Raw genomic sequence first — 23,225 nt, forward strand, 5'->3', positions numbered from 1 at the left:
TTCACGCCGTAGGCGCCGGCCACGTTGAAGTAGCGCAGCGAGACGGCGGCCAGGCCGTGGGCGGCGCACTCGCCGCTGATCATGTGGTCCACGGCCAGCTTGGAGGCGCCGTAGGGGTTGGTGGGCGCGGTCGGGGCGGCCTCGGTGATCGGGACGGACCGCGGCTCGCCGTAGGTGGCGGCGGTGGACGAGAACACCAGCCGGCTCACGCCCGCCTCGCGCATCGCGGCGAGCAGGGCCATCGTCCCGCCGACGTTGTTGTCCCAGTACTTCGACGGGTTGACGACCGACTCGCCGACCTGCGAGAAGGCGGCGAAGTGGAGCACTCCGTCGAAGGAGGAGTCCAGCCAACGGGCGGCGTCCTGGATGCGGCCCTCGATGAAGGTCGCCCCGGCGGGGACGCCCTCGCGGAAGCCGGTGGAGAGATCGTCGAGAACGGTGACCTCGTGGCCCGCCTCCAGCAGGTGGGTGGCGACGACGCCACCCACGTAGCCCGCTCCACCCGTCACCAGATATTTGCTCACTTGCTCGCAACCTCTCGGAGTCTGTCGGCCGCGGACTCCGGTGGCACGTCGTTCATGAACGCGCCCATACCGGACTCGGTGCCCGCGAGGTACTTCAGCTTGCCAGAGGCCCGGCGGACGGTGAAAAGCTCCAGGTGCAGCGCGAACTCCGCACGCCGCTCGTCCCTGAACGGCGCCTGGTGCCAGGCGGCGATGTACGGCGTCGGCGGCCGGCCAGGTCCGAAGAGCCGGTCGAAGCGCCTGAGCAGCTCCAGGTAGACGGGGGCGAAGTCCGCGCGGGCCGCCTCGTCGAGCGCCCTCAGGTCGGGCACCCGGCGGCTCGGGTAGAGGTGGACCTCGTACGGCCAGTGCGCGGCGTAGGGGACGAAGGCGATCCAGTGCTCGGTCTCCAGGACCACCCGCACAGCGTCGGCCCGTTCCCGGGCGACGACGTCGTCGAAGAGGTTCCGCCCGGTGCGGGCCAGGTGCTCGGCGGCGCTGCGCTGCATGAGCGCGGTGCGGGCGGTGGTGTAGGGGAAGGCGTAGATCTGGCCGTGGGGGTGGCCGAGGGTGACGCCGATCTCGGCGCCCCGGTTCTCGAAGCAGTACACCTGCTCGACCCCGGGCAGCTCGGCGAGCTCGGCCGTCCGGTCGGTCCAGGCGTCGAGGACGAGCGTGGCCTGCTCGGGGGTGAGGTCGGCGAAGGAGGCGTCGTGGTCGGAGGTGAAGCACACCACCTCGCACCGGCCGGCCCCTCCGGAGAGGGCGGGGAACCGGTTCTCGAAGACGGCGACCTCGTAGTCGGAGGACGGGATCTCGCTGAGCCGCCCGTCCCGGGAGGGGCACAGGGGGCACTCGTCGGCGGGCGGATGGTAGGTCCGCCCCTGCCGGTGCGAGGCGATGGCGACGTGGTCCCCGAGCAGCACGTCGTGGCGGAGCTCGGAGGCGGACGCGACGCGGTCGAGGAGGCGCGCGTCGACGGCGTCGCGCACGACGTCGTCGGTCGCGTCGTAGTAGATGAGCTCGCGCCCGTCGGCGAGCGTGGTGACGGTCTTCTTCACGGCGTGTCCTCAGGCGGGGAACCGAACAGAACCACGCACAAGGAACCACAATCAAACATGGGAGTCAACGCCGAGCACCGGACGGTGTACGGACCGAAGGGGTACGCGGCCGTCGAGAGGGAGAACGCGCACAGGCCGCGAGGAAGAGCGGGCGCGCACGATCGACGGTGGCGGACGCACGAAGCGCCCCGGAGGCGAGCCGAGCCTCGAAGCGGCCGACCACCGGGTCCGGTGCGCGGAAGAAGGCGACCGCCTCAGCCGTCGCGCGGCCCGCGGGCAGTCGCGGCCGCGCTCACGGGCGCGTTGCTCGCCGCCCTCGCGCCCGCGCCCGCGAGGAGCCGGCGTCCGGCCGGAGGACGCGCGGGTTACGGCCCCCGCGAGAGGTCACGGACACGACCGGGGGCGCGGCGCGTGGTCCAGCAGACCCGTCCGGGCGGCCAGCGCCGCCGCCTCCAGGCGCGACCCCACCGAGAGCTTCATCAGTACCCGCTGGACATGCGTGCGCGCCGTGCTCGGGGCGATCCCCATCCCGGCCGCGATACCCCGCGTGTCCTCCCCCTCGGCGACCCTGACGAGGACCTCGACCTCCCGGGGCGTCAGCATGCCGAGCAGCCGCTGCCCCTCGTCGTCCGGCTGCGCCGCCGGATGCAGCAGCTCCATGAAGGCCCCCTGGAGCAGCTGCGGCGCCACGGCCGCCTCCCCCGCCCGCGCCTTGACCAGGGCCCGCTCGACGTTCTCGATGCGCTCGTCGTGCCGTACGTATCCCGAGGCGCCAGCCGCGAAGGCGGCCGCGATCCCCCGGGGGGAGGGCACGGGGCCCAGGACGACCACGGCCACCTGCGGCCGTTCCCGCTTGATCCGCACGATCGGGTCGAAGGCGCCCGGTTCGGCCGGGGCGGCCGTGCCGAGCAGGCACACCTCGGGCGCCCGGCTCACCACCAGTTCCGCCGCACCCGCCACCGGGGCGGCCGCCGCGAGCACCCGGTGCCCGCGTAGTTTCAGTGCCGAGGCGAGCGCCTCGGCCAGCAGTCGGTGGTCGTCGACCACCATGAGCCGCACGCCCATTGGGCAACCCCTTTGTCCCCCCTGAAGCCGTCCCCCGGCCCCAGCCAGCGTTGATGACCCGGCAAGTTACACGCTCGTGCCCCGGGACTGTCGAATTCTTCGCCCATCGGGGCCAGTGCAAACGGCCCGGCGCGTCGAGTGACTCGATGCGCCGGGCCGTCGCGGTTCCCCTGGCAGGGGCTCACGAGCCGATCAGCCGGTGTCCCGGCGGGTGATCAGTGGGTGGTGAACGCGAGCGCCAGGTACTCCTTGGTGGAGGACGACGTACGCGGCTTGCTCAGCATGGTGTCGGAGATGAACATCCGCCCGTCGCGGTAGAGGATCTCGGAGTAGTCCGTGCCGAAGCTGTTCTCGGCGTCGCGCACGGAGTCGTCCGAGGGGTTCTCCATCAGGGTCGTCGCCTTCATGGTGCCGCCGTCGATGGAGACGATCTGGCCGCCCTTGTCGTACGGCGGGACCTTGTACGCGATGAGGTTGCCGCCGTCCATGCGCAGCGGGACGAGCGTGTACTTGTCACCCGCGTCCGCCTTGTCGGTGGTCGGCTTGCCGGTGGCCAGGTCGAACGAGACGATCTCGTTCGTCTCGTCGCCGTATTCGCCGGTGCTGCCCTCGTGCTCCTCGGTCGGAAGGTAGATCCGGCCGTTGCCGACGAGGACCTTCTGGCAGCTCTCCACCTCGGTGGAGCGGCAGCGGCCCGCGAACCGGTCCGCGTCCGCCGCGATCTTCGCCTTCAGCTTCCCGGTCTTCTCGTCGATCGAGAAGAAATCGGAGATGCCGCTGCCGTCGCCTGCGGTGTCGCCGACGTCGGCGGCCACGACGAGCGGCTTGGTGGAGACGATCGACGCGTACTCCACGCCCGCGGGCATCTTGAACTGCGAGATCGGCGCGCCGGTGAGCGGGTTCAGGTTCTGGATCACGACGTACTGGCTGTCGTACGGCCCGCACTTGCGCGCCGCGACGAGGCCCTCGCCGCCGCCGTAGCCCATGTCGTGGCAGTCCTGCGCGTTGGGCTTCGGCGACCAGCGCACGTTGCCGTTGGCCAGGTCGAAGGCCGCGCCGCCGTCGGTGCCGCCGGCCGCGACGGTCGTGCCGCTGAGGGTGACCTCGCTGAACCGGGCCTTGGTGTCACCCGCGGAGCCGCCGGTGACGGCCTTGGTCCACACCATCTTGCCCGCGGTCAGGTCGATGACGCCGACCTCGGTGCACGGCTGGTAGAAGCGCGGTCCGACCCGCTTGGTCGCCTCGAAGAGGATGGCCGTCTTGTTGTCGGCCGTGACGTGCTTCGACGCGGCGCAGACCTGCCCCGGCAGGGCCAGGGTCCACAGGGCGGTGCCCTTGTCGAGGTCGTAGCCGACGACCGAGTCGACGCCGGTCTTGACGTACGCCTTGTCGGTGATCCAGGAGCCGGAGACGTCCGTGATGTCCTGGACCTTGGGCTGGGGCAGCTGGAACGCCAGCTTGGCCTGCGGGTTGGCGGGGGCCTTCTCCTTGCCGTTGCCGCCCAGCCCGTTGCCGCCCTTGCCCTGGCTCGAGCCCGTGGTGGCGCCCGCGGTGTCGTTCTTCTCCTCACCGCCGCCGGAGTTGGCGTACCAGATGCCGCCGCCGACGATCAGGACGACGGCCACCGCGGCCGCGATGATGATCTGCATCTGCGCGGACAGCTTCTTGCCGCCGGAGGGCGGGGGCGTCTGCGCGAACTGCGGCTGGGTCGGGTACCCCCACGGCGCCTGGCCCGGCTGCTGCTGCTGCGGGTAGCCGTACTGCGGCTGCGTCGGCGGCTGCTGCGGGTACCCGTACTGCGGCTGGGTGGGCGGCTGCTGGGGATAGCCGTAGGGCTGCTGCGGCGGAGGCGTGGGAGCGCCGAACCCGCCCGGCGGGGGGTCCTGCGGGGCCCCGAAGCCGCCCGGCGGCGGGCCGGGCGGCTGGTTCGGCGGGGGCGGAGGGGGCTGCGTCATGGTGTGGGTACCTCTGAGGTGTGGAAGGGCGGGCGGGAACCGGTGTCACTTGCCGAAGGCCAACAGCGTCTCCCTCTTCATCTCCTCGGCGTCGGTCGAGCCGACGACGGCACTCTGCACGAGGATGTACCGGCCGTCGGCGTACAGCGCCGGGGAGTCGTAGAAGCGCGACTCGGACAGGCCCGCGGAGCGCGGGACCCGGAGCAGGTCGACGGGTGTCGTGGAGCCCGGAGCGACGGTGGCCAGCGAGCCGGGCTCGCCGAGCAGCGAGGCCATCCGGACCACCAGCGCACCGCCCTCCATCCGCAGCGGCCAGGCCGTGCGTCCGGGGCGGCCCGGGATCCGCCGGACCTCGTCGCCGGTCCTCAGGTCGAAGGCGACGATCGCGTTGGCCTTGACCTTGGACGCGCCCGCGGTGGCCATGTAGAGGGTGGTGGCGTCCGCGACGACCCTGCAGCGCTGCAGGTCGCCGTCGAACGAGGACTGGTCCGCGCACCCTTCGGCGTACTGGTCCCTGCCCTTGAGCGACGTGCGCTTGGTGCCGTCCTCGTTGAGGACGACCACGCCGTGCATCCCCTGGGCCCGGTAGGTGGCCGAGACGACGAGGGGCCGTACGGACAGCACGTGGTCCACCCGGTAGCCGACCGGAAGCGGGTACTTCCAGCGGGACTTCCCGGTCACCGGATCGACCTCGTGGATCTCCTCCCGCGGCTTCTCCGGGTCGGAGGTCGGGCAGGAGACCGCCGCGACGAGCTTCGGACCGCCGGCGTACGCGTACGGCTGGCACTCGCTCTTGTCCCACCGGCCGAACAGCTGCTTGCCGTCGCTGAGGCGGTAGCCGGTCGAGTACCCGTGCCGGCCCGCGGTGACGGTGCCGCCGCTCATGGCGATCGAGTAGTCGTTCATGAAGTCGAAGTCGCCCTCCTTGACGATCTTCTGCCGCCAGCCGGCCTTGCCGGTGCGCAGGTCGATCATCTGGAAGCGGCGGCACTCGTCCATGTCCGCGTGGAGGCGCTCCTTGAGGGCGAGGACGATCTTCCCGTCGTCGGACGGCAGATGCGGCGCCTTGCAGACCTCGGTGTCCAGCGTCAGCCGCCACTTGACCGTGCCGTCCACGACCGAATGGCCGGTGACGGTGCGGTACATGGCGGTGACGACGGTGTCCCCGGCCAGCCAGGGGCCGAAGACGTCGCCGGTCAGGGTGGTGACGTCGATGTCGTTCCTGCGGACCCACAGGACCGAGGCGTCCCCGGGGGCCCGGTCCTTGTTGTAGCGGGCCGCGGCGGCGGCGTCGGGTGCGTTCGGACCGGCGGGCCCGGCCGGACCGGCGGCCGTCGGCGACGGGGCCGGAGCGGCGCTCGCGGGCGCCTTGCCGGGCTTGTCGTCGCCGCCACCGGATCCGCCCAGGGCGTACCAGGTCACCCCGCCGACGGCGAGGAGCGCCGCCACGGCGCCCGCGACCACCGCCACGGCACGGCGCCGGCCGCGCGGGGGCGGCGGAGCCTGGGGCGGGGACGCGGGCGGGGTGCCCGGCGGGCCGGCGGCCCCGCCGCCGTACGGATTGAGCGTGCCGTAGGGCCCGTACGACGGCTGGGGCGGACCGGATTGCTGCGGTGTCGTCATCGGACTCGGACGGCCCTCACTTGGAGAAGGCCATCATCGTCTTGGTCTCCATCTCGGCCTTGTCGTTGCTGGCGCTCACCCGCCCGGCGGCGATCACGAACGTGCCGTTGCCGTAGGCGTAGCCCGCGTCGTAGAAGCTGCTCTCGACCTGGGCGGTCGAGGCCGGGTGCTGGAGCAGGACCTTCGGCGCGCCGCCGGTCGGGGCGATGGTGGCGACGGTGCCGCCCTTGTCGTACGACGGGTCGGCGTAGACCAGGACCTCGGAACCCTCCATGCGCAGCGGGATCATGCTCTGCTCACCGGGGGCCTTGGAGCGCCACTTGGGCTTGCCCGTGTTCAGGTCGAAGGCGACGACCTCGTTGGGGGTGCCGTAGCTGGTCTCGGTGGCCATGTAGAAGGTGTTCGCGTCGGCCGCGACGCCCACGCACCCCGAGAGGTTCTTGCCGAAGATGACGAACGAGCCGCCGCACTTGGGGGCGTACTTGTCGGTGCCGCCCTGGATCTGCGAGCGCAGCTTGCCGTTCGCGGTCAGCGCGAAGATCGTCCACTTCTTCTCGTCGCGCTGGGTGGCGGAGACGACCAGGGGGTTGACCGAGTAGACCTTGTCGACCTCCCAGTTGGCCTGGATCTTGAAGCTCCACCGGGGCTTGCCCGTGTTCGGGTCGACCTCGCTGATCTGCTGCTGCTTCTTGTTCACGTCACCGGTGGGGCAGCTGTCGGCGGAGATCAGCTTCTCGCCGCCCGCGAACGCGAACGCCTTGCACCCGCCGGTGGGCGTGCCGAAGAGCTGCTTGCCGTCGGTGAGGGAGAAGCCGTACGAGCTGCTGCTGCCGGCGGCGGTCACCGTGTTGCCGCTGATGGCGAGCGTGTTGTCGTCGAAGGCGAACAGGCCGGTGGCCTTGGGGACGGACCTCTTCCAGCCGGCCTTTCCGGTCTTGAGGTCGACCTTCTGCAGCGTCGTGCACTTGGCGCGGTCGCCGGCCTTGTCGTGGACGCCGATGACCATCGTGCCGTCGGCGGCGGGCGCCGGCGGGGCGGCGCACACCTCGAAGGGCAGGTCCAGGTGCCACTTCGGCGAGCCGTCGGTGAGGCTGTAGCCGTCGAGGCCCTTGTACATGGCCTTGACGACGACGTCGCCGACGATCCAGGGACCGTGGACGTCGGCGCCGTTCTTGGGCAGGTCGACGCTGTTCTTCAGCAGCCAGTTGATCTTCGCCTCGCCGGGCTGGCGCCCGCCGTTGAGGTCGTCCTCGCTGTCGCGGCCGCCTCCGTCACCGCTGCCGTCGCCCTGGTCGACGGAGGGGGAGCCGGTGGGGGCGGTCGGGGTCCCGGTCGGCTTGGCGACCGGCTTCTCGTCGTCGCCGCCGCTGAGGGCGAACCAGGTACCGCCGCCGATGACGAGCAGGGCCGCGACCGCCGCGGCGACGATCACGCCGGGCTTGCCCTTGAAGGGGTTGTTCCCACCGGGCGGAGTGGGCGCGCCGGGGTACTGCGGCTGGCCGGGGTAGCCGCCGTAGGGGCCGGGCTGCTGGCCGTAGGGCCCGGGCTGCTGGGCGTACGGCCCCGGCTGTCCGGGCTGCTGCGGGTAGCCGTAGCCGGGCGCGGGCGCCTGCTGCGGATAGCCGTAACCGGGCTGCGGCTGCTGGCCGTACGGGCCGGGTGCGGGCGGCGGCGTCTGCGGGGCCTGATCGTACGGGCCGGGTGCGGGCGGCGGCGTCTGCGGGGCCTGCGGCGGAACCGGGGGCAGCGGCGGGACGCCTTGGTTGCCCTGGTTCGGATCCGGTGCGCCGAAGCCCGGCGGCTGGTTGCTGGGCGGCTGGGTCATCAGCGTTCCCCCTTGATGTGAGCGGGTTTTCTTTCTACCACTCGGGGGATGGCGCAAAAGTGACCGGTCCGCCCCTTGTACCCAAGGGAGGACCGGCCCGTGATGCCCTCGTTACGCGTCCTCGGCCAGTTCGAGCCAGCGCATCTCCAACTCGTCCCGTTCCGCGACCAGTTCGCGCAGCTCCGCGTCCAGCTTGGCCACCTTCTCGAAGTCTGTGGCGTTATCGGCGATTTGGGCGTGCAGCTTGGTCTCCTTGTCGGAGAGCTTGTCCAGCTGACGCTCGACCTTCTGCAGTTCCTTCTTCGCGGCCCGGGCGTCGGCGGCGGACACCGTCTTCGCGGAGCCGGCCGTCCTGGCGGCGGAAGGAACCGGTGCCGGGACCGACGCCTCGATCATCCGCCGGCGGCGCTCCAGGTACTCCTCGATCCCGCGCGGCAGCATCCGCAGGGTCCGGTCGCCGAGCAGCGCGAACGTCTTGTCCGTCGTCCGCTCGATGAAGAACCGGTCGTGGGAGATGACGACCATGGAACCCGGCCAGCCGTCGAGAAGGTCCTCGAGCTGGGTCAGGGTCTCGATGTCGAGGTCGTTGGTGGGCTCGTCGAGGAAGAGGACGTTCGGCTCGTCCATCAGGAGGCGCAGGAGCTGGAGACGGCGGCGCTCACCGCCGGACAGGTCGCCGACCGGCGTCCACTGCTTCTCCTTGGTGAAGCCGAACTGCTCGCACAGCTGGCCCGCGGTCATCTCCCGGCCCTTGCCCAGGTCGACGCGGTCCCGGATCTGCTGGACCGCCTCCAGGACCCGCAGGGAGGCGGGCAGTTCGGTGACGTCCTGCGAGAGGTAGGCCAGCCGCACGGTCTTGCCGACGACGATCCTCCCGGCGTCCGGCTGGGTCTCGCCCTGGGTGACGGCCGCGTCGGCGAGGGCGCGCAGCAGCGAGGTCTTCCCGGCGCCGTTGACGCCGACGAGGCCGATCCGGTCGCCGGGCCCGAGCTGCCAGGTGAGGTGCTCCAGGAGCGTCTTGGGTCCGGCGGTGACGGTGACGTCCTCCAGGTCGAAGACCGTCTTGCCGAGCCGCGCGTTGGCGAACTTCATCAGCTCGGAGGTGTCGCGCGGCGGCGGCACGTCGGCGATCAGCTCGTTGGCGGCCTCGATGCGGTAGCGGGGCTTGGAGGTACGGGCGGGGGCGCCGCGCCGCAGCCAGGCCAGCTCCTTGCGCATCAGGTTCTGCCGCTTGGACTCCTCGGTCGCGGCGATCCGCTCGCGCTCGGCGCGGGCGAAGACGTAGTCGGAGTAGCCGCCCTCGTACTCGTGGACGGCGCCGCGCTGCACGTCCCACATGCGGGTGCAGACCTGGTCGAGGAACCACCGGTCGTGGGTGACGCAGACGAGCGCCGAGCGGCGCGTCTGGAGGTGCCCGGCCAGCCAGGCGATGCCCTCGACGTCGAGGTGGTTGGTGGGCTCGTCGAGGACGAGCATGTCCTGGTCGTCGATGAGCAGCTTGGCGAGCGCGATGCGGCGGCGCTCACCGCCGGAGAGCGGGCCGATGACGGTGTCGAGGCCGTGCTCGAAGCCGGGCAGGTCGAGGCCGCCGAAGAGGCCGGTGAGCACGTCGCGGATCTTGGCGCTGCCGGCCCACTCGTGGTCGGCCATGACGCCGATGACCTCGTGCCGGATGGTGGCCTTCGGGTCGAGGGAGTCGTGCTGGGTGAGCACGCCGAGGCGCAGCCCGCCGCTGTGGGTGACCCGGCCGGTGTCGGCGTCCTCCAGCTTGGCGAGCATCCGGATCAGGGTCGTCTTGCCGTCGCCGTTGCGTCCCACGACACCGATCCGCTCCCCTTCGGAGACGCCGAGAGAGACGCCGTCGAGCAGGGCACGGGTGCCGTACACCTTGCTGACAGCCTCGACATTGACCAGATTGACGGCCACTTTGACTCCTGTACGGGGGGATCGATCGACGTCCCAGGGTAGACGGCCCGGCCGGTGGGACGGTGTGCGTGATCATCCGCGGCCGTACGGACGCCCGCGACGGCGCCCTCCGGGCCTCACCCGCGGGCCCGGCCCGCCCGGCCCGGAGCCGGAGGCCGGGCCGGAAGCCACCCGACGCCCGAAGTCAGGCCAGGACCACCGCGCCCGGCGCCGGGGAGGTGGCCGCGCGGGCCGTGCGGCAGGTGCCGGAGGCGATCAGCGCGGAGGCCACCGCGTCCGCCGCCGCCGCGTCCTCCACCAGGAACGCCGTCGTCGGGCCGGAGCCCGAGACGAGGGCCGCCAGGGCGCCGGCCTTCGTGCCCGCCGCCAGGACGTCCGTCAGGGACGGGCGCAGGAAGACGGCGGCCGGCTGGAGGTCGTTGGTCAGCGTCGCGGCCAGCGCGGCGGTGTCGCCGGTGCGCAGTGCCTCCAGGAGTGCCGGGGAGGCGACCGGTTCGGGGACGTCGGCACCGTCGTTGAGGCGGTCGAAGGCGCCGTACACGGCCGGGGTCGACAGGCCGCCGTCGGCGACGGCGAAGACCCAGTGGAACGCGCCGCTCACCGGCAGCTCCGTCAGCCGCTCGCCGCGGCCGACGCCCAGCGCCGCCCCGCCGACCAGGCTGAACGGCACGTCGCTGCCGAGCTGGGCGCAGATGTCGAGGAGATCCGCGCGCGGGGAGTCCAGCCCCCAGAGGCGGTCGCACGCGAGCAGCGCGCCCGCGCCGTCCGCGCTGCCGCCCGCCATGCCGCCGGCGACCGGGATGTCCTTCTTGATGTGGAGGTGCACGTCGGGCGAGAGGCCGTGCCGGGCGGCGAGCAGCTCGGCGGCCCGCGCGGCGAGGTTCGTGCGGTCCAGCGGCACCTGGTCGGCGTCCGGGCCCTCGCAGGTGATCTTCAGCTCGGCGGCGGGGGTGGCCGTGACCTCGTCGAACAGCGACACGGCGAGGAAGACGTTGGCCAGGTCGTGGAAGCCGTCGGGCCGCGCTCCGCCGACCGCCAGCTGGACGTTGACCTTGGCGGGCACGCGGACGGTGACGCCCGCCGCCCGACCGTGCGCCGGAACCGGGACCGTGGCCGCGGCCCGCACGGCCGCCTCCTCCGTACCGCTCACTTCTTCGCCTCCGCGATCCGCGCGAACTCCTCCACCGTCAGCGCCTCGCCGCGCGCCTGCGGCGAGATCCCCGCGGCCACCAGCGCCTCCTCGGCGGCGGCGGGCGAGCCCGCCCAGCCGGCGAGCGCGGCCCGCAGGGTCTTGCGGCGCTGCGCGAACGCCGCGTCGACGACCGCGAAGACCTCGGCCTTGGAGGCCGTGGTGGCCACCGGCTCCGCGCGGCGGACGAGCGAGACCAGGCCCGAGTCGACGTTCGGCGCCGGCCAGAAGACGTTGCGGCCGATCGAGCCCGCCCGCTTCACCTCGGCGTACCAGTTCGCCTTGACCGACGGCACGCCGTAGACCTTGTTCCCGGGCCGCGCGGCGAGCCGGTCGGCGACCTCGGCCTGCACCATGACCAGCGTCCGCTCGATGGTGGGGAAGCGGTCGAGCATGTGCAGGAGGACGGGCACGGCCACGTTGTACGGAAGGTTCGCGACCAGCGCCGTGGGCGGCGGGCCCGGCAGCTCCTGGACCTGCATGGCGTCGCAGTGGACGAGCGCGAAGCGGTCCTTGCGCCGGGGCATGCGGGCCTCGATCGTCGCGGGCAGCGCCCCGGCGAGCACGTCGTCGATCTCGACGGCCGTCACCCGGTCCGCCGCCTCGAGGAGGGCCAGGGTCAGGGACCCGAGCCCCGGGCCCACCTCCACGACCACGTCCTCGGGGCGCACCTCGGCCGTGCGGACGATCCGCCGGACGGTGTTGGCGTCGATGACGAAGTTCTGGCCGCGCTGCTTGGTCGGGCGTACGCCAAGCGCCGCTGCCAGTTCACGGATGTCGGCGGGGCCGAGGAGGGCGTCGGGATCGGTGGTGCTCACCGGTACAGCCTACGGCCGCAGTGGGGCCAGGGACTCGCCCCCCGCTGCACGTAGAGCTTCTTGGCCCGGTACGTCTGTTCCGAGGCGGACGCGTTCTGCGCGACGCCGCTGCCGCCGAGCGAGCGCCAGGTGCCGGGGTCGAACTGGTAGAGCCCGCCGTAGGTCCCCGACGGGTCGACGGCGTTCGGCCGTCCACCGGACTCGCACGCCGCCAGCGCGCCCCAGTCGAGGCCGTCGGCTCCGTCGACCGAGCTGGGCAGCGGCCGGGTGCCGACCCGCACCTTGCGGGTGACCGGCTCGCGGACGATCTCCTCGCCGATCCTCCTCGGCCGCTGCCGGACGCCGTTGACGGTGCGCAGGACGTAGGTGACCCGGCGCACGCCGTGCTCCCCCTGCCGTTCGACCACCTCCGTCCCGGCGAACAGCTCGGGGTCCCGGGTCCGCTCGACGGCGTACGGGACGGCCTCCTCCCGCACCTCCTTGCTGCCGGTGATCCGCATGACCGTGATCGTCTCTCCGTCGCGCGGGAAGGAGCCGGGCGGCACGGAGGTGGTGTCCTGGCCGGAGAGGGTGATCCCGGCCTGTTCGACGGCCTCGCGGACGGTGGCGGCGTTGGTGCGCAGGGTCCGCTCGCGTCCGTCGGCGAGGAAGGTGACGGTCCGTTCGGTGCGCACGTCCAGGGCGAGGCCCCGGCGGGAGATGGGCGCGGAGCGCGAGACGGAGAGGTACGCGCCCTCGGCCCGGACCCCGAGCTGACGCAGCGCGCCCTCGACGGTCCGTGCCGTGGTCCACACCTGGCGGCGCTGCCCGTCGAGGGTGAGGGAGACGGGCCGGCCGTAGCGGACGACGACCTCGTCGCCGCTGGCCAGGTCCTCGCCGGGGGCGGGGGCGACGATGTCGTGCGCGCCCACGGTCAGGCCCTCGTCGGCGAGGAGTTCGTCGACGTCGTCGGCGAAGGTGTGCAGGGTGCGCGGGACCCCGTCGACGGAGAGCCGGACGGCCTTGTCGCTGGCCACGAAGGCGCTGGTGCCGCCGGCCAGGAAGGCGACCACGAGGGCCTGGGGCACGATGCGCCGCAGGCCCTCGCCCGTGGTGGGGGCGGCCTTGCGGCGCCTGGCCGCCCGCCGCGCCTCGGCACGGGTCGCGGGGGCCCCGCCCTGGCCGGGCACCAGGGGCGCCACCAGGGTCGGCTGCTCATGGAGGGAGGGTTCCGGCCGGCGTCCGCCGCGCGCGGCCCGGTGGCTTCCCTGCGAGTTGCTCACGAGGCCGGGACCCTAGCGGCAGCGGCCGTCACTCTCCAAAGCGCCCCGACTACGACACGTAACCGTTATGGATCAGTAATCGAAGGCGGTCGCGGTGTTGGCGGCGATCGCCGCGCACAGCTCGTCCTCGCCGATGCCGCGCACGGCGGCCATCGCGCGGACGGTGACGGGGATCAGATAGGGCGCGTTGGGCCGCCCCCGGTAGGGCGCCGGGGTGAGGAAGGGGGCGTCCGTCTCGACCAGGACGAGCTCCAGCGGGGCGACGGCCAGGGCGTCGCGCAGCGGCTGGGCGTTCTTGAAGGTCATGTTGCCGGCGAAGGACATGTAATAGCCCTTGGCCGCGCAGATCCGGGCCATGTCGGCGTCGCCGGAGTAGCAGTGGAAGACCGTCCGCTCGGGCGCGCCCTCCTCGTCGAGGATCCGCAGGACGTCGGCGTGGGCCTCCCGGTCGTGGATCACCAGGGCCTTGCCCTGCCGCTTGGCGATCTCGATGTGGGCGCGGAAGGAGCGCTCCTGGGCGGCCATGCCCTCGGGGCCGGTGCGGAAGTGGTCGAGTCCGGTCTCGCCGACGGCGCGGACGTACGGCAGGGCCGCGAGGCGGTCGATCTCGGCGAGCGCGTCGTCGAGCGCCGCGTCGCCGCCCGCCTCGCGGGCGCCCTGGCGGGACCATCCGTCGGGATCGCCGAGGACGATCCGGGGGGCCTCGTTGGGGTGCAGGGCGACGGCGGCGTGCACGTTCTCGTGCGCGGCCGCGGTCTCGGCGGCCCACCGGGAGCCCTTGAGGTCGCAGCCCACCTGGACGACCGTCGTGACACCGACGGCGGCGGCCTTGGTGAGGGCCTCCTCGACGGTGCCGGACTGCATGTCCAGGTGGGTGTGCGAGTCCGCCACGGGCACGAGAAGCGGCTCGGGCAGCGGCGGCGGGGCGTCCTTGGAACTCATGCCCCGATCGTACGAGGGGTCACGGGGCCGCTCGCGGCGGCCCGGGGCCCGGGACGCCCGTCGCCGGGAGCCGCGGGCCGCGGGCCGTCGCCGTCAGGAGCCGGCCGGGGGCTTGCGGTGGAACAGGTCCCCCAGGCGCCAGTGGTGGGGGTCCCGTGCGTGCTGAGGCTCCTGAGGTTCCTCGTGCGTCGCCGCGCGGACCGGTCCCGGAGCGTCACGCCCCGATCCCCGCGTCCGCTCCGACCGCCGGGCCCGCTCCGGGCCGCCGGTCCGCTCCAGGTCCTGGCCGATGGGTCCCGCGAGCCCGATCGGTCCCGCGGGCGCGATCCGCCTCCCCGCCCTGACTTCGTCGGGATGGTGGGCCTGCTCCCACGAGTCGAGCACCGATGACACCTGTCCCGCGCGCATGATGCGGACGACGTGTCCGCCGCAGTTCACACAGGTGGGACTGGACAACGGTGACGCGACCCGTTCGCCGTTGGCCTTGTAGACGACGAATTCCTGGCCGGTGGCGTCGACGTGGTGTTCGATGTCGTACGCCTGCTCCCAGCCATAGCCGCAGCGCATGCACGCGAAGGCGTACGCCTCATGCGCGACGGTGATGCCGGTGCCGGTGATCTCGCTCATTCCAGCTCCTCTCCACTGATTCAGTGGACGCCTTTTCGGGCCGGAGCGCATCAGCGCCGGTCGAACAATGGAGAGCTCTTTGGCCTTCCCTTGCCCGGAGGCCCTCAGGAGGCCCGACGCGCGGGTTTCGCTTTGCCTTTCACGATAGACCTTTACCGTCCGAGGGGCTTGACGCGGCGGCGTTCTTCGCCGCGACGACGGCGTCGAACACCTCACGCTTGGGCAGACCGGCCTCGGCGGCGACCGCCGCGATGGCCTCCTTGCGCCGCTCCCCCGCCTCCTCGCGCACCCGCACCCTGCGCACCAGCTCCTCGGGGCCCAGGTCGGCGGGCGCGGCGGGCGGGGCGCCCTCGACGACGACGGTGATCTCGCCGCGTACGCCCTCGGCGGCCCAGGCCGCCAGCTCGCCCAGGCCGCCGCGCTTCACCTCCTCGTACGTCTTGGTCAGCTCGCGGCAGACGGCGGCGCGCCGGTCGGCGCCGAAGACCTCGGCCATCGCGGCCAGGGTGTCGTCGAGCCGGTGCGGGGCCTCGAAGTAGACGAGGGTCCGCCGCTCGTCCGCGACCTCACGGAGCCGGCCGAGCCGCTCGCCGGCCTTGCGGGGCAGGAACCCCTCGAAGCAGAAGCGGTCCACGGGGAGCCCCGACAGGGCGAGCGCGGTCAGCACGGCGGAGGGCCCGGGGACGGCGGTGACCTTGATGTCCGCCTCGACGGCCGCGGCGACCAGGCGGTAGCCGGGGTCGGAGACCGAGGGCATGCCCGCGTCGGTGACCAGCAGCACCCGCGCGCCGCCGGCCAGCGCCTCGACCAGCTCGGGCGTACGGGCGGCCTCGTTGCCCTCGAAGTAGGAGACGACGCGGCCGGAGGTCTGCACGCCGAGGGCCCTGGTGAGGCCGCGCAGCCGGCGGGTGTCCTCCGCCGCGACGATGTCGGCGGACCCGAGTTCCGCCGCGAGCCGCGGCGGGGCGTCCGCGATCTCCCCGATGGGTGTCCCTGCAAGTACCAGCGTTCCTGTCACATGGGTCATCCTCGCAGCCCGGACAGGCGACTCGCACAGGCGCGTTCCCTACGATGGCGCGGTGACCAGTACCGCACCTGAGGCCCTGCAGGGTCCGCACGCCGTGGAAGAGCCCCCGCCGTGGCAGCAGCGTCTGCGGCGCTTCGGCTACACGCCCCGCGACGGGGGCGCCGCCGGACCCGGGCTGCGGGAGCGTCTCGTACCGCCGTACACCCGGCCCTCGCAGCGCCTCTGGTCGCTCCTGGGGATCTCGCCGGGCGGCGGGGACCTGCTGTGGCGGCTGGCCGCCTGGGGCGGTCCGCTGCTGGTGGCGGCGTTCGCGGGGGTGCTGCGGTTCTGGAACCTCGGCAAGCCGCACGCGGTGATATTCGACGAGACGTACTACGCCAAGGACTCCTGGGCCCTGATCAACCAGGGGTACGAGGGGGCGTGGCCGAAGGACATCGACAAGACGGTCCTGAAGGACCCGGGCTCGGTCCTGATCCCGACGGACCCCGGCTATGTGGTCCACCCGCCGATGGGCAAGTGGGTCATCGGCGTCGGCGAGAAGCTGTTCGACTTCACGCCGTTCGGCTGGCGCTTCATGGTGGCGCTGCTCGGCACGCTGTCGGTGCTGATGCTGTGCCGGATCGGGCGGCGGCTGTTCCGCTCGACGTTCCTGGGCTGTCTGGCGGGGACGCTGCTCGCGGTCGACGGCCTGCACTTCGTCATGAGCCGCACGGCGCTGCTCGACCAGGTGCTGATGTTCTTCGTCCTGGCCTCGTTCGGCTGCCTGCTGGTCGACCGCGACGGGGCGCGACGGCGGCTCGCGGCGGCGCTGCCCACGGACGAGGAGGGCGTGCTGCGGCCGGACGCGGCGGTCGCCGAGACCCTGCGCCTCGGTCTGCGGCCGTGGCGGCTCGCGGCCGGGGTGATGCTGGGGCTGGCGTTCGCCACGAAGTGGAACGGCCTCTACATCATGGCCGCGTTCGGTCTGATGGCGGTGCTGTGGGACGCGGGCGGCCGGCGCACGGCGGGCGCGGTCCGCCCCTACCTCGCGGTGGCCAGGCGGGATCTCGTACCGGCGTTCGTCTCGGTGGTGCCGGTGGCGGTCCTCACCTACGTGGCCACGTGGACGGGGTGGATCGCCTCGGACAAGGGCTACTTCCGCAACTGGGCGGCGGAGCAGGACAAGCTGACCGGCGGCGGCTTCTGGTCGTGGCTGCCGGACTGGCTGCGCAGCCTGTGGCACTACGAGACCGAGGTCTACGAGTTCCACGTCAATCTGACCTCGCACCACACGTACCAGTCGAATCCGTGGAGCTGGATCGTCCTCGGCCGTCCCGTCTCCTACTTCTACGAGAGCCCGTCGCCGGGCCAGGCGGGCTGCCCCGCCGACGCCACGGAGAAGTGCGCCCAGGAGGTCCTGGCCCTCGGCACGCCGTTGCTGTGGTGGGCCGCGTGCTTCGCGATCCTCTACGTCCTGTGGCGCTGGTTCTTCCGCCGCGACTGGCGGGCGGGCGCGATCGCCTGCGGCATCGCGGCGGGCTGGGTTCCGTGGTTCCTCTACCAGGAACGCACCATCTTCCTTTTCTACGCGGTGGTCTTCGTCCCGTTCCTGTGTCTCGCGGTGACGATGATGATCGGGGCGATGGTGGGGCCACCGGGTTCCTCGGAAAGGCGGCGGACATTCGGCGCGGTGGGGGCGGGAGTTCTCGTCCTGCTGATCGTCTGGAATTTCATCTATTTCTGGCCGATCTACACGGGCACGTCGATTCCGATGGACGAGTGGCGCAATCGGATGTGGCTCGACACGTGGGTGTAGCAGGGCGGGAGCACCACTCCGGGCCGGGCGGCGAGGCGCGAACCCGGAAGGCTGTGGAGGCTCTGTACAGGTAACCCCACGCCTGAAAGCCGTCCCCGCCCTACTATCAACGCCCATGTCCACCACTACCTCACCGATACCCGTCCTCCGGGGCCGCGCTGGTACCACCCTCCAGGCTCAGGACGACGTCCTCGTCCTGAGCCGGCGGCGCAAGGAGAAGCGGATCCCGCTCCAGGCCGTCCGCCGAGTCGGCGCCGAGGGCCGTGCCCTTGCCGTGGAGCTGACCGCCCCGGCCGGGACGGCCCCGGACACGTACACGGTCCGGGGCGTGAGTGAGGCGGCGGCCGCGGCGTTCGCCGACGCCGTCACCGCGCTCCTGCCGGAGGAGCGGGCGGCCGACGGCACGGCTCTCGTCACCGACAGCGCGCCGGCGGGGTCCGATGACGACTGGTACACGCGCGCGTTCAGGCTCACGGCGTGGGTCACCGGCCTGGTGGCGGTCGGGGTGGCCGTACCCCTGGGCATCGTGGAGTCGGTGAGCCGCGCGGTCGCGTTCTTGATGTTCACCCCCATCGCCGTGGGCATCGTCGCGTTCGGGGTCGCGTGCCTGTCCATGCAGTACCGCGAGTGGACCTACCCCCGGTACGGCATCACCGTCGAGGCGGTGCGCCGCGGCCACAGGGACTACGCCTACACCGACCTGCACGGCGTGGTCCGCGGCGCGTACATCTCCGGCAGCGCGCCGACCATCGAGGTCGCCTACCACCCGAGGAACCCCGCCGACCCGGTCCACGCGAAATCGTGGATTGCAAAGGCGGCGGGCACGCTCGTCCTCCTGGCCATCATCGCCGTCGGTCTCGCCTTCCTGGCCCTCACCATCTCCATGGCCGTCGACGGCTTCCAACGCGCCTGATTCTCCCCGGCGGACGAACTCCCGACGGTCCGGGAGCCGCCCCGGAAGTACCCCGTGAGCCGCCCCGAAGGTCGCCGAGGTCGCCCTGCTTGCGCGACCGTCACGGCCCAGGGACGGCCCAGCCTCGGCATGGCGGCCCCAGACGCCGAAGGAGTCACTGGTCAGGGCCGTGCGGGCCGGGGTTCGCGAGGCTTCATCTACTTCTGGCCGATCTACACGGGCACGTCGGTTCAGATGGACGAGTGGCGCCATCGGATGTGGCTCGACACGTGGGTGTAGGGCATCACAGGGGGCCTGGCCCGCTCGCGGGCCGGGTCGCGGAACGGTAACAAGCGTCTCGCTGCTCACACCTGTCACCTAGGTTGGGTTGATCGCCTGGGGAGGGGAGGCGCAGCCATGCGCAGTGGGGTCAAGGTCGCGATCGTCGGGGGAGTCTTCGCCGTCGTGGCGAGCGGGGTCGGGTACGGGGGCTACAACCTCTGGACCGGGATCAACGGGGGTTCGGAGGTGGCTTCCCGGGCGGCGCCCGAGGAGAAACGTTCCGGGCCCGTCACCCGGGACGAGGTGACGAACACGGCGAAGGAGTTCCTGGCCGCCTGGGCGGCCGGGGAGTCGGACCGGGCGGGGCAGCTGACCGACAACCCCGTCGAGGCGGGGCCCGCCGTGCTCGGGTACCGCGACGCGGCGATGGTATCCAAGGCCGTCATCACGCCCGGCGCGGCGGTCGGCGCGAGGGTGCCGTTCACCGTCAGCGCCACCGTGACGTACGAAGGGCGGTCGAAGCCCTGGACGTACTCCTCGGAGCTGACCGTGGTGCGCGGGCTGACCACCGGGCGGCCGCTGGTCGACTGGAAGCCGGCCGTCATCCACCCGAAGCTGACCAAGGGCGCGACGCTGCGGACCGGCGAGGCGAAGACCGCCGCCATCAAGGCCGTCGACCACGACGGTGTCGAGCTGACGGCGGAGAAGTACCCGTCGCTCGGGCCGGTCCTCGCGCAGCTGCGCGAGAAGTACGGCGAGCGGGCCGGGGGCGAGCCGGGCGTCGAGACCTGGATCGAGAGCGCCGACGACGCGGTCCCGAACACCACCGTCCTGACCCTCGCCGCGGGCAGGCCGGGTGAGCTGAGGACGACCATCGACGCCGGGGTGCAGGCGGCGGCCGAGCGGGCGGTGAAGCGGTACGAAGGGGCCTCGGTCGTCGCGATCAGACCGAGCACCGGGGAGATCCGGGCCGTCGCCAACAACCGTGCGGACGGCTTCAACGCGGCGCTGGAGGGCCGGCAGGCCCCCGGTTCGACGATGAAGATCGTCACCGCCGCGATGATGCTGGACAAGGGGCTGGTCGACGGTCCTTCGAGCAAGGTCGAGTGTCCGTCGACCGTCGACTGGGACGGCCGGACGTTCCACAACCTCGACGACTTCTCCCTGCCGTCCGGCAGCACCCTCCAGCGGGCCTTCGCCCGCTCCTGCAACACCACCTTCATCAAGCCGGTCAAGCCGCTCGGCGCCGAGGCCGGCACGGCGCTCGGCGACACGGCCCGCACGTACTTCGGCATCGGCCTGGAGTGGAAGACCGGGGTCGTGTCACAGGACGGGGCCGTCCCCCCGTCGACCGGCATCGAGACCGCCGCCTCGTACATCGGCCAGGGCCGGATCACCATGAACGCCCTCAACATCGCCTCCATCGCCGCGACCGCGAAGAACGGCTCCTTCAAGCAGCCGATCATCGTGCCGACCGACCTGGACGGCCGCGAGACGGCCAAGGCCGAGCGGCTCCCCGGGTCCATCGGCAAGGCGCTGCGCGAGATGATGCGGGCGACGGCGCGGGGCGAGGGCACGGGCGCCGGCGCGATGGCGGGCGTGGGAGGGGACAAGGGCGCCAAGACAGGGTCCGCCGAGGTCGACGCGGCCGCCTCCTCCAACAGCTGGTTCGCCGGATTCGCCGACGACCTGGCGGCCGCCGCGGCCGTCGAGTCGGGCGGCCACGGCGGGGACGCCGCCGGACCGATCGTGGCGAGCGTCCTGAAGGCGCGGTAGGGACGGGGCCACCGGCCGGACATGAGGTCGCGTGGCTCGTACACGTACCGCTACGGTGCAGCGCATGACCACATCGACCGCGCACCCCCTCTTCGTCGAGGCCCTGCGAGAACTGGGCCTCGACGTCGAGATCCGCAGCTTCCCGGACGAGACCCGCACCGCCGCCCAGGCCGCCGAGGCCATCGGCTGCGAGGTCTCCGAGATCGTCAAGTCGCTGATCTTCGCGGCGGACGGCGTCCCGGTCCTGGTCCTGATGGACGGCGCCTCGCGGGTCGACGTCGAGCGGGTGCGCCGGGAGCTGTCCGCCGAGGCCGTCACCCGGGCCGACGCGCGGGTCGTACGGGAGACCACGGGGTACGCGATCGGCGGCGTCCCGCCCCTCGGGCACCGCACCAGGACCCGGGTCCTAGCCGACCGGGGACTGCTCGACCACGAGGTGGTGTGGGCGGCGGCGGGCACCCCGCACACCGTCTTCGCCCTGGACCCCCGGTCGCTGGTAGCGCACGCCGGCGGCACGTTGGTGGACGTCCGCGAGCGGTCGGCGTGACCCCGCTGGTGGCGGCGGCGGTGCTCATAGCCGCCGTGACGCACGCCAGTTGGAACGCGATCGCGCACCACATCCGCGACCAGCTGCTCTCGTTCACGCTGATCTCCGGCGGCGGTGCCCTGATCGGCGCGGCCCTCGCCTTCTTCGTCCCGCTGCCGGCGGCGGGGGCGTGGCCGTACCTGATCGCCTCCGCCATGCTGCACATCGGCTACTACGCCCTGCTCATGCGGTCGTTCACGCTCGGCGACTTCGGGCAGATGTACCCGATCGCGCGCGGCACGGCGCCGCTGGCGGTGACCGTGCTCGCGGCGGTCTTCGTCGACGAGATCCCGAACGGCCGGCAGCTGACGGGCGTCGCCTTCGCCTGCGCGGGCCTGACGGGCCTGGCCCTGTGGGGCATCCGCGGCTCGGGCCGCCGCCCCGACTGGCCGGCCCTCCTGGCCGCGGGCGGCACGGGCCTGGCGATCGCCGGCTACACGGTCGTGGACGGCGTCGGCGTCCGCGCCTCCGGCACCCCGCTCGGCTACATCGCCTGGCTGATGATCCTGGAGGGCCTCGCGATCCCGGCGTACGCCCTCCACCGCCGCCGCTCCGCCCTCCTCCCCCAACTCCGCCCCCACGCCGCCCGCGGCCTCCTGGGCGCGGCCCTCTCGGTCGCCGCCTACGCCCTGGTCCTGTGGGCCCAGACCCGCGCCGCCCTGGCCCCGATCGCGGCCCTGCGCGAATCCTCGATCATCGTGGGCGCGGCGATCGGCACCCTCTTCTTCAAGGAACGCTTCGGCGGCCCCCGGGTGGCGGCGGCGGGCCTGATGGTGGTGGGCATCGGCCTGATGCTGCACACGTCCTCGGCCACGCCCTGACCTCTGACGCGACGACGCCGTACAGCCCTCCGGCAGGTGGCGGCCCCGCCCCGTCCAGGCGGCGTACGACCGTCTCTGTGGCCAGGGCTTCACGAGCCACGAGTCCCTTAAGGCCCGGGTGTCGGCAACGGCTTGGGGGGATAGCCGCGCAGGACGAGGGAGGTGGTGACCGGGCCGTGGCGGGCGAGGGAGTCCACGATCTGTTCGAGGCGTCCGGCGTGCGCGCAGTGGACGTCGAGCAGGAGGCAGTCCTCGCCCGTGACGCGGAGGGTCGAGACGACCTCGGGCGTCTCGGCGGCGAGGGCGAGGGCCTGGGGCAGTCGCGCGTGGGTGGTGCGGAGCCGGACGACGGCGTGGATGTGCAGTCCGACCGCGGCCGGGGCGACGACCGCGCGGTAGCCGGTGATGACCCCGCTCTTCTCCAGGCGTTGGATGCGGGCGCCTGCCGCCGGCTGGGACAGTCCGACCCGCCGTCCGACCTCGGCTCCGGTGAGCCGGCCGTCCGTCTGGAGCAGTTCCAGGATGGCGCGGTCGAGGTCGTCGAGTGATTCCATCGTCGTCACCCCCACTTTCCTTGAGATCACTTGCCGGGCCCGGGCGTTGCCGCCGGCTCATCGAGAATCGCCCCAGGAGCCCTCCGACATGCGGGGGGGGCCACGACGGGAAGGGCGGTGGGCGATGGTCGCGTACGTCATCATCCCCGGGATCGACGGTTCCGATGAGCGGCACTGGCAGAGCCTATGGGAGAAGCGGTGGGGGGCCTCGGCGGTCCGGATCGCGCCGGCCTCCTGGAGCGGGCCGGATCTGGCGGACTGGGTCGCCGCGGTCCAGGACGCCTACGAGGCCGCCTCCCGGCGTGACCACCACGTGGTGCTGGTGGCGCACAGCCTCGGCTGCTGGGCGGCCTCGAGCTGGCTGGAGCGGGCGCGACCCGACGCGGTGGCGGCGTTCCTGGTCGCGCCTCCCGATCCCCGGGGGCCGGCGTTCCCGCGTGAGGCGGCATCGACCTTCGTGGACCTGACCGCGCGTCCCCTGCCGTGCCCGAGTCTCATGGTGGCCAGTGACGACGACCCGTACTGCGACCCCACGACGGCCGCCTCGTTCGCGGAGGGATGGCGGGCGCGGGCCCGTCTCCTCGGAGGGCACGGCCACGTCAACTCCGGCAGCGGCCTCGGTGACTGGCAGGCCGGCCTGGAGCTCCTCGGCGGACTCGTCGACCCGCCGCGATGACGGAGAGGCCCTGTCCCCCA

General features: G+C 72.6%; 20 protein-coding genes. 6 read left to right on the top strand and 14 right to left on the bottom strand.

Annotated elements, in window-relative coordinates; genetic code table 11:
• From ACZ68P_RS23570 to rsmI, 13 genes are all read right to left on the bottom strand, one after another.
• On the bottom strand, positions 1 to 524 hold a 524-nt coding region (locus ACZ68P_RS23570), incomplete at its 3' end, for an NAD-dependent epimerase/dehydratase family protein (protein ID WP_471009243.1).
• Positions 521 to 1,564, bottom strand: a complete 1,044-nt coding sequence (gene galT, locus ACZ68P_RS23575; RefSeq protein ID WP_471009246.1) for a galactose-1-phosphate uridylyltransferase — start codon at positions 1,562 to 1,564, stop codon at positions 521 to 523. The genes galT and ACZ68P_RS23570, both read right to left, overlap by 4 nt.
• Before the next feature lie 384 nt (positions 1,565 to 1,948).
• Positions 1,949 to 2,629 carry a helix-turn-helix transcriptional regulator gene (locus ACZ68P_RS23580; RefSeq protein ID WP_471009247.1) on the bottom strand — a complete coding sequence of 227 codons (681 nt, stop codon included), beginning with the start codon at positions 2,627 to 2,629 and terminating at the stop codon, positions 1,949 to 1,951.
• A 215-nt stretch (positions 2,630 to 2,844) separates the two neighbouring features.
• Positions 2,845 to 4,584: an outer membrane protein assembly factor BamB family protein gene (locus ACZ68P_RS23585; RefSeq protein WP_471009249.1), complete on the bottom strand. Its 1,740-nt coding sequence runs from the start codon at positions 4,582 to 4,584 to the stop codon at positions 2,845 to 2,847.
• A gap of 45 nt (positions 4,585 to 4,629) precedes the next feature.
• Positions 4,630 to 6,207 carry an outer membrane protein assembly factor BamB family protein gene (locus ACZ68P_RS23590; protein ID WP_471009251.1) on the bottom strand — a complete coding sequence of 526 codons (1,578 nt, stop codon included), beginning with the start codon at positions 6,205 to 6,207 and terminating at the stop codon, positions 4,630 to 4,632.
• 16 nt (positions 6,208 to 6,223) lie between these two features.
• Positions 6,224 to 8,032 (bottom strand): outer membrane protein assembly factor BamB family protein, encoded by a 1,809-nt coding sequence (locus ACZ68P_RS23595; RefSeq protein WP_471009253.1) that lies wholly within the window; start codon positions 8,030 to 8,032, stop codon positions 6,224 to 6,226.
• A 111-nt stretch (positions 8,033 to 8,143) separates the two neighbouring features.
• A complete protein-coding gene (locus tag ACZ68P_RS23600; RefSeq protein WP_471009255.1) occupies positions 8,144 to 9,958 on the bottom strand; it encodes an ABC-F family ATP-binding cassette domain-containing protein in 1,815 nt (604 codons plus the stop codon).
• Between the two features lie 184 nt (positions 9,959 to 10,142).
• Entirely contained in the window at positions 10,143 to 11,084 is a 942-nt protein-coding gene (locus ACZ68P_RS23605) for a 4-(cytidine 5'-diphospho)-2-C-methyl-D-erythritol kinase (RefSeq protein ID WP_471009734.1), read from the bottom strand.
• A gap of 20 nt (positions 11,085 to 11,104) precedes the next feature.
• Positions 11,105 to 11,965, bottom strand: coding sequence for a 16S rRNA (adenine(1518)-N(6)/adenine(1519)-N(6))-dimethyltransferase RsmA (rsmA, locus tag ACZ68P_RS23610; protein WP_471009257.1), 861 nt, complete (start codon positions 11,963 to 11,965; stop codon positions 11,105 to 11,107).
• On the bottom strand, positions 11,962 to 13,227 hold the full coding sequence (locus ACZ68P_RS23615; RefSeq protein WP_471009259.1) for a ubiquitin-like domain-containing protein: 1,266 nt from the start codon (positions 13,225 to 13,227) through the stop codon (positions 11,962 to 11,964). The genes rsmA and ACZ68P_RS23615 overlap by 4 nt, the downstream gene beginning before the upstream one ends.
• A 72-nt stretch (positions 13,228 to 13,299) precedes the next feature.
• A complete protein-coding gene (locus ACZ68P_RS23620) occupies positions 13,300 to 14,169 on the bottom strand; it encodes a TatD family hydrolase (protein ID WP_471009260.1) in 870 nt (289 codons plus the stop codon).
• Between the two features lie 93 nt (positions 14,170 to 14,262).
• A complete protein-coding gene (locus tag ACZ68P_RS23625) occupies positions 14,263 to 14,796 on the bottom strand; it encodes a hypothetical protein (protein ID WP_471009261.1) in 534 nt (177 codons plus the stop codon).
• A 139-nt stretch (positions 14,797 to 14,935) separates the two neighbouring features.
• The gene (gene rsmI, locus ACZ68P_RS23630) at positions 14,936 to 15,814 is read right to left on the bottom strand and encodes a 16S rRNA (cytidine(1402)-2'-O)-methyltransferase (RefSeq protein WP_471009262.1); all 879 of its coding nucleotides are present in this window, start codon (positions 15,812 to 15,814) and stop codon (positions 14,936 to 14,938) included.
• Between the two features lie 61 nt (positions 15,815 to 15,875).
• On the opposite strand from rsmI, the gene ACZ68P_RS23635 reads away from it, so the two are divergent.
• The 5 genes from ACZ68P_RS23635 (at position 15,876) to ACZ68P_RS23655 (ending at position 21,975) form a co-directional block, all read left to right on the top strand.
• Positions 15,876 to 17,618 carry a dolichyl-phosphate-mannose--protein mannosyltransferase gene (locus tag ACZ68P_RS23635; protein ID WP_471009264.1) on the top strand — a complete coding sequence of 581 codons (1,743 nt, stop codon included), beginning with the start codon at positions 15,876 to 15,878 and terminating at the stop codon, positions 17,616 to 17,618.
• A gap of 115 nt (positions 17,619 to 17,733) precedes the next feature.
• The gene (locus ACZ68P_RS23640) at positions 17,734 to 18,531 is read left to right on the top strand and encodes a hypothetical protein (RefSeq protein WP_471009265.1); all 798 of its coding nucleotides are present in this window, start codon (positions 17,734 to 17,736) and stop codon (positions 18,529 to 18,531) included.
• Positions 18,532 to 18,927: 396 nt separating this feature from the next.
• Positions 18,928 to 20,568, top strand: a complete 1,641-nt coding sequence (locus tag ACZ68P_RS23645; protein WP_471009267.1) for a penicillin-binding transpeptidase domain-containing protein — start codon at positions 18,928 to 18,930, stop codon at positions 20,566 to 20,568.
• A gap of 64 nt (positions 20,569 to 20,632) precedes the next feature.
• Entirely contained in the window at positions 20,633 to 21,115 is a 483-nt protein-coding gene (locus ACZ68P_RS23650) for a YbaK/EbsC family protein (RefSeq protein ID WP_471009268.1), read from the top strand.
• On the top strand, positions 21,112 to 21,975 hold the full coding sequence (locus ACZ68P_RS23655) for an EamA family transporter (RefSeq protein ID WP_471009270.1): 864 nt from the start codon (positions 21,112 to 21,114) through the stop codon (positions 21,973 to 21,975). The genes ACZ68P_RS23650 and ACZ68P_RS23655 overlap by 4 nt, the downstream gene beginning before the upstream one ends.
• 107 nt (positions 21,976 to 22,082) lie before the next feature.
• On the opposite strand, the gene ACZ68P_RS23660 is transcribed toward ACZ68P_RS23655, so the two are convergent.
• On the bottom strand, positions 22,083 to 22,529 hold the full coding sequence (locus tag ACZ68P_RS23660) for an Lrp/AsnC family transcriptional regulator (protein WP_471009736.1): 447 nt from the start codon (positions 22,527 to 22,529) through the stop codon (positions 22,083 to 22,085).
• Between the two features lie 124 nt (positions 22,530 to 22,653).
• Here ACZ68P_RS23660 and ACZ68P_RS23665 point away from each other — a divergent pair, with 124 nt between their 5' ends.
• The gene (locus ACZ68P_RS23665; protein ID WP_471009271.1) at positions 22,654 to 23,205 is read left to right on the top strand and encodes an RBBP9/YdeN family alpha/beta hydrolase; all 552 of its coding nucleotides are present in this window, start codon (positions 22,654 to 22,656) and stop codon (positions 23,203 to 23,205) included.
• Positions 23,206 to 23,225 lie beyond the last annotated feature (20 nt).

The sequence above is a fragment of the Streptomyces sp. NPDC036822 genome (genome assembly GCF_055609145.1).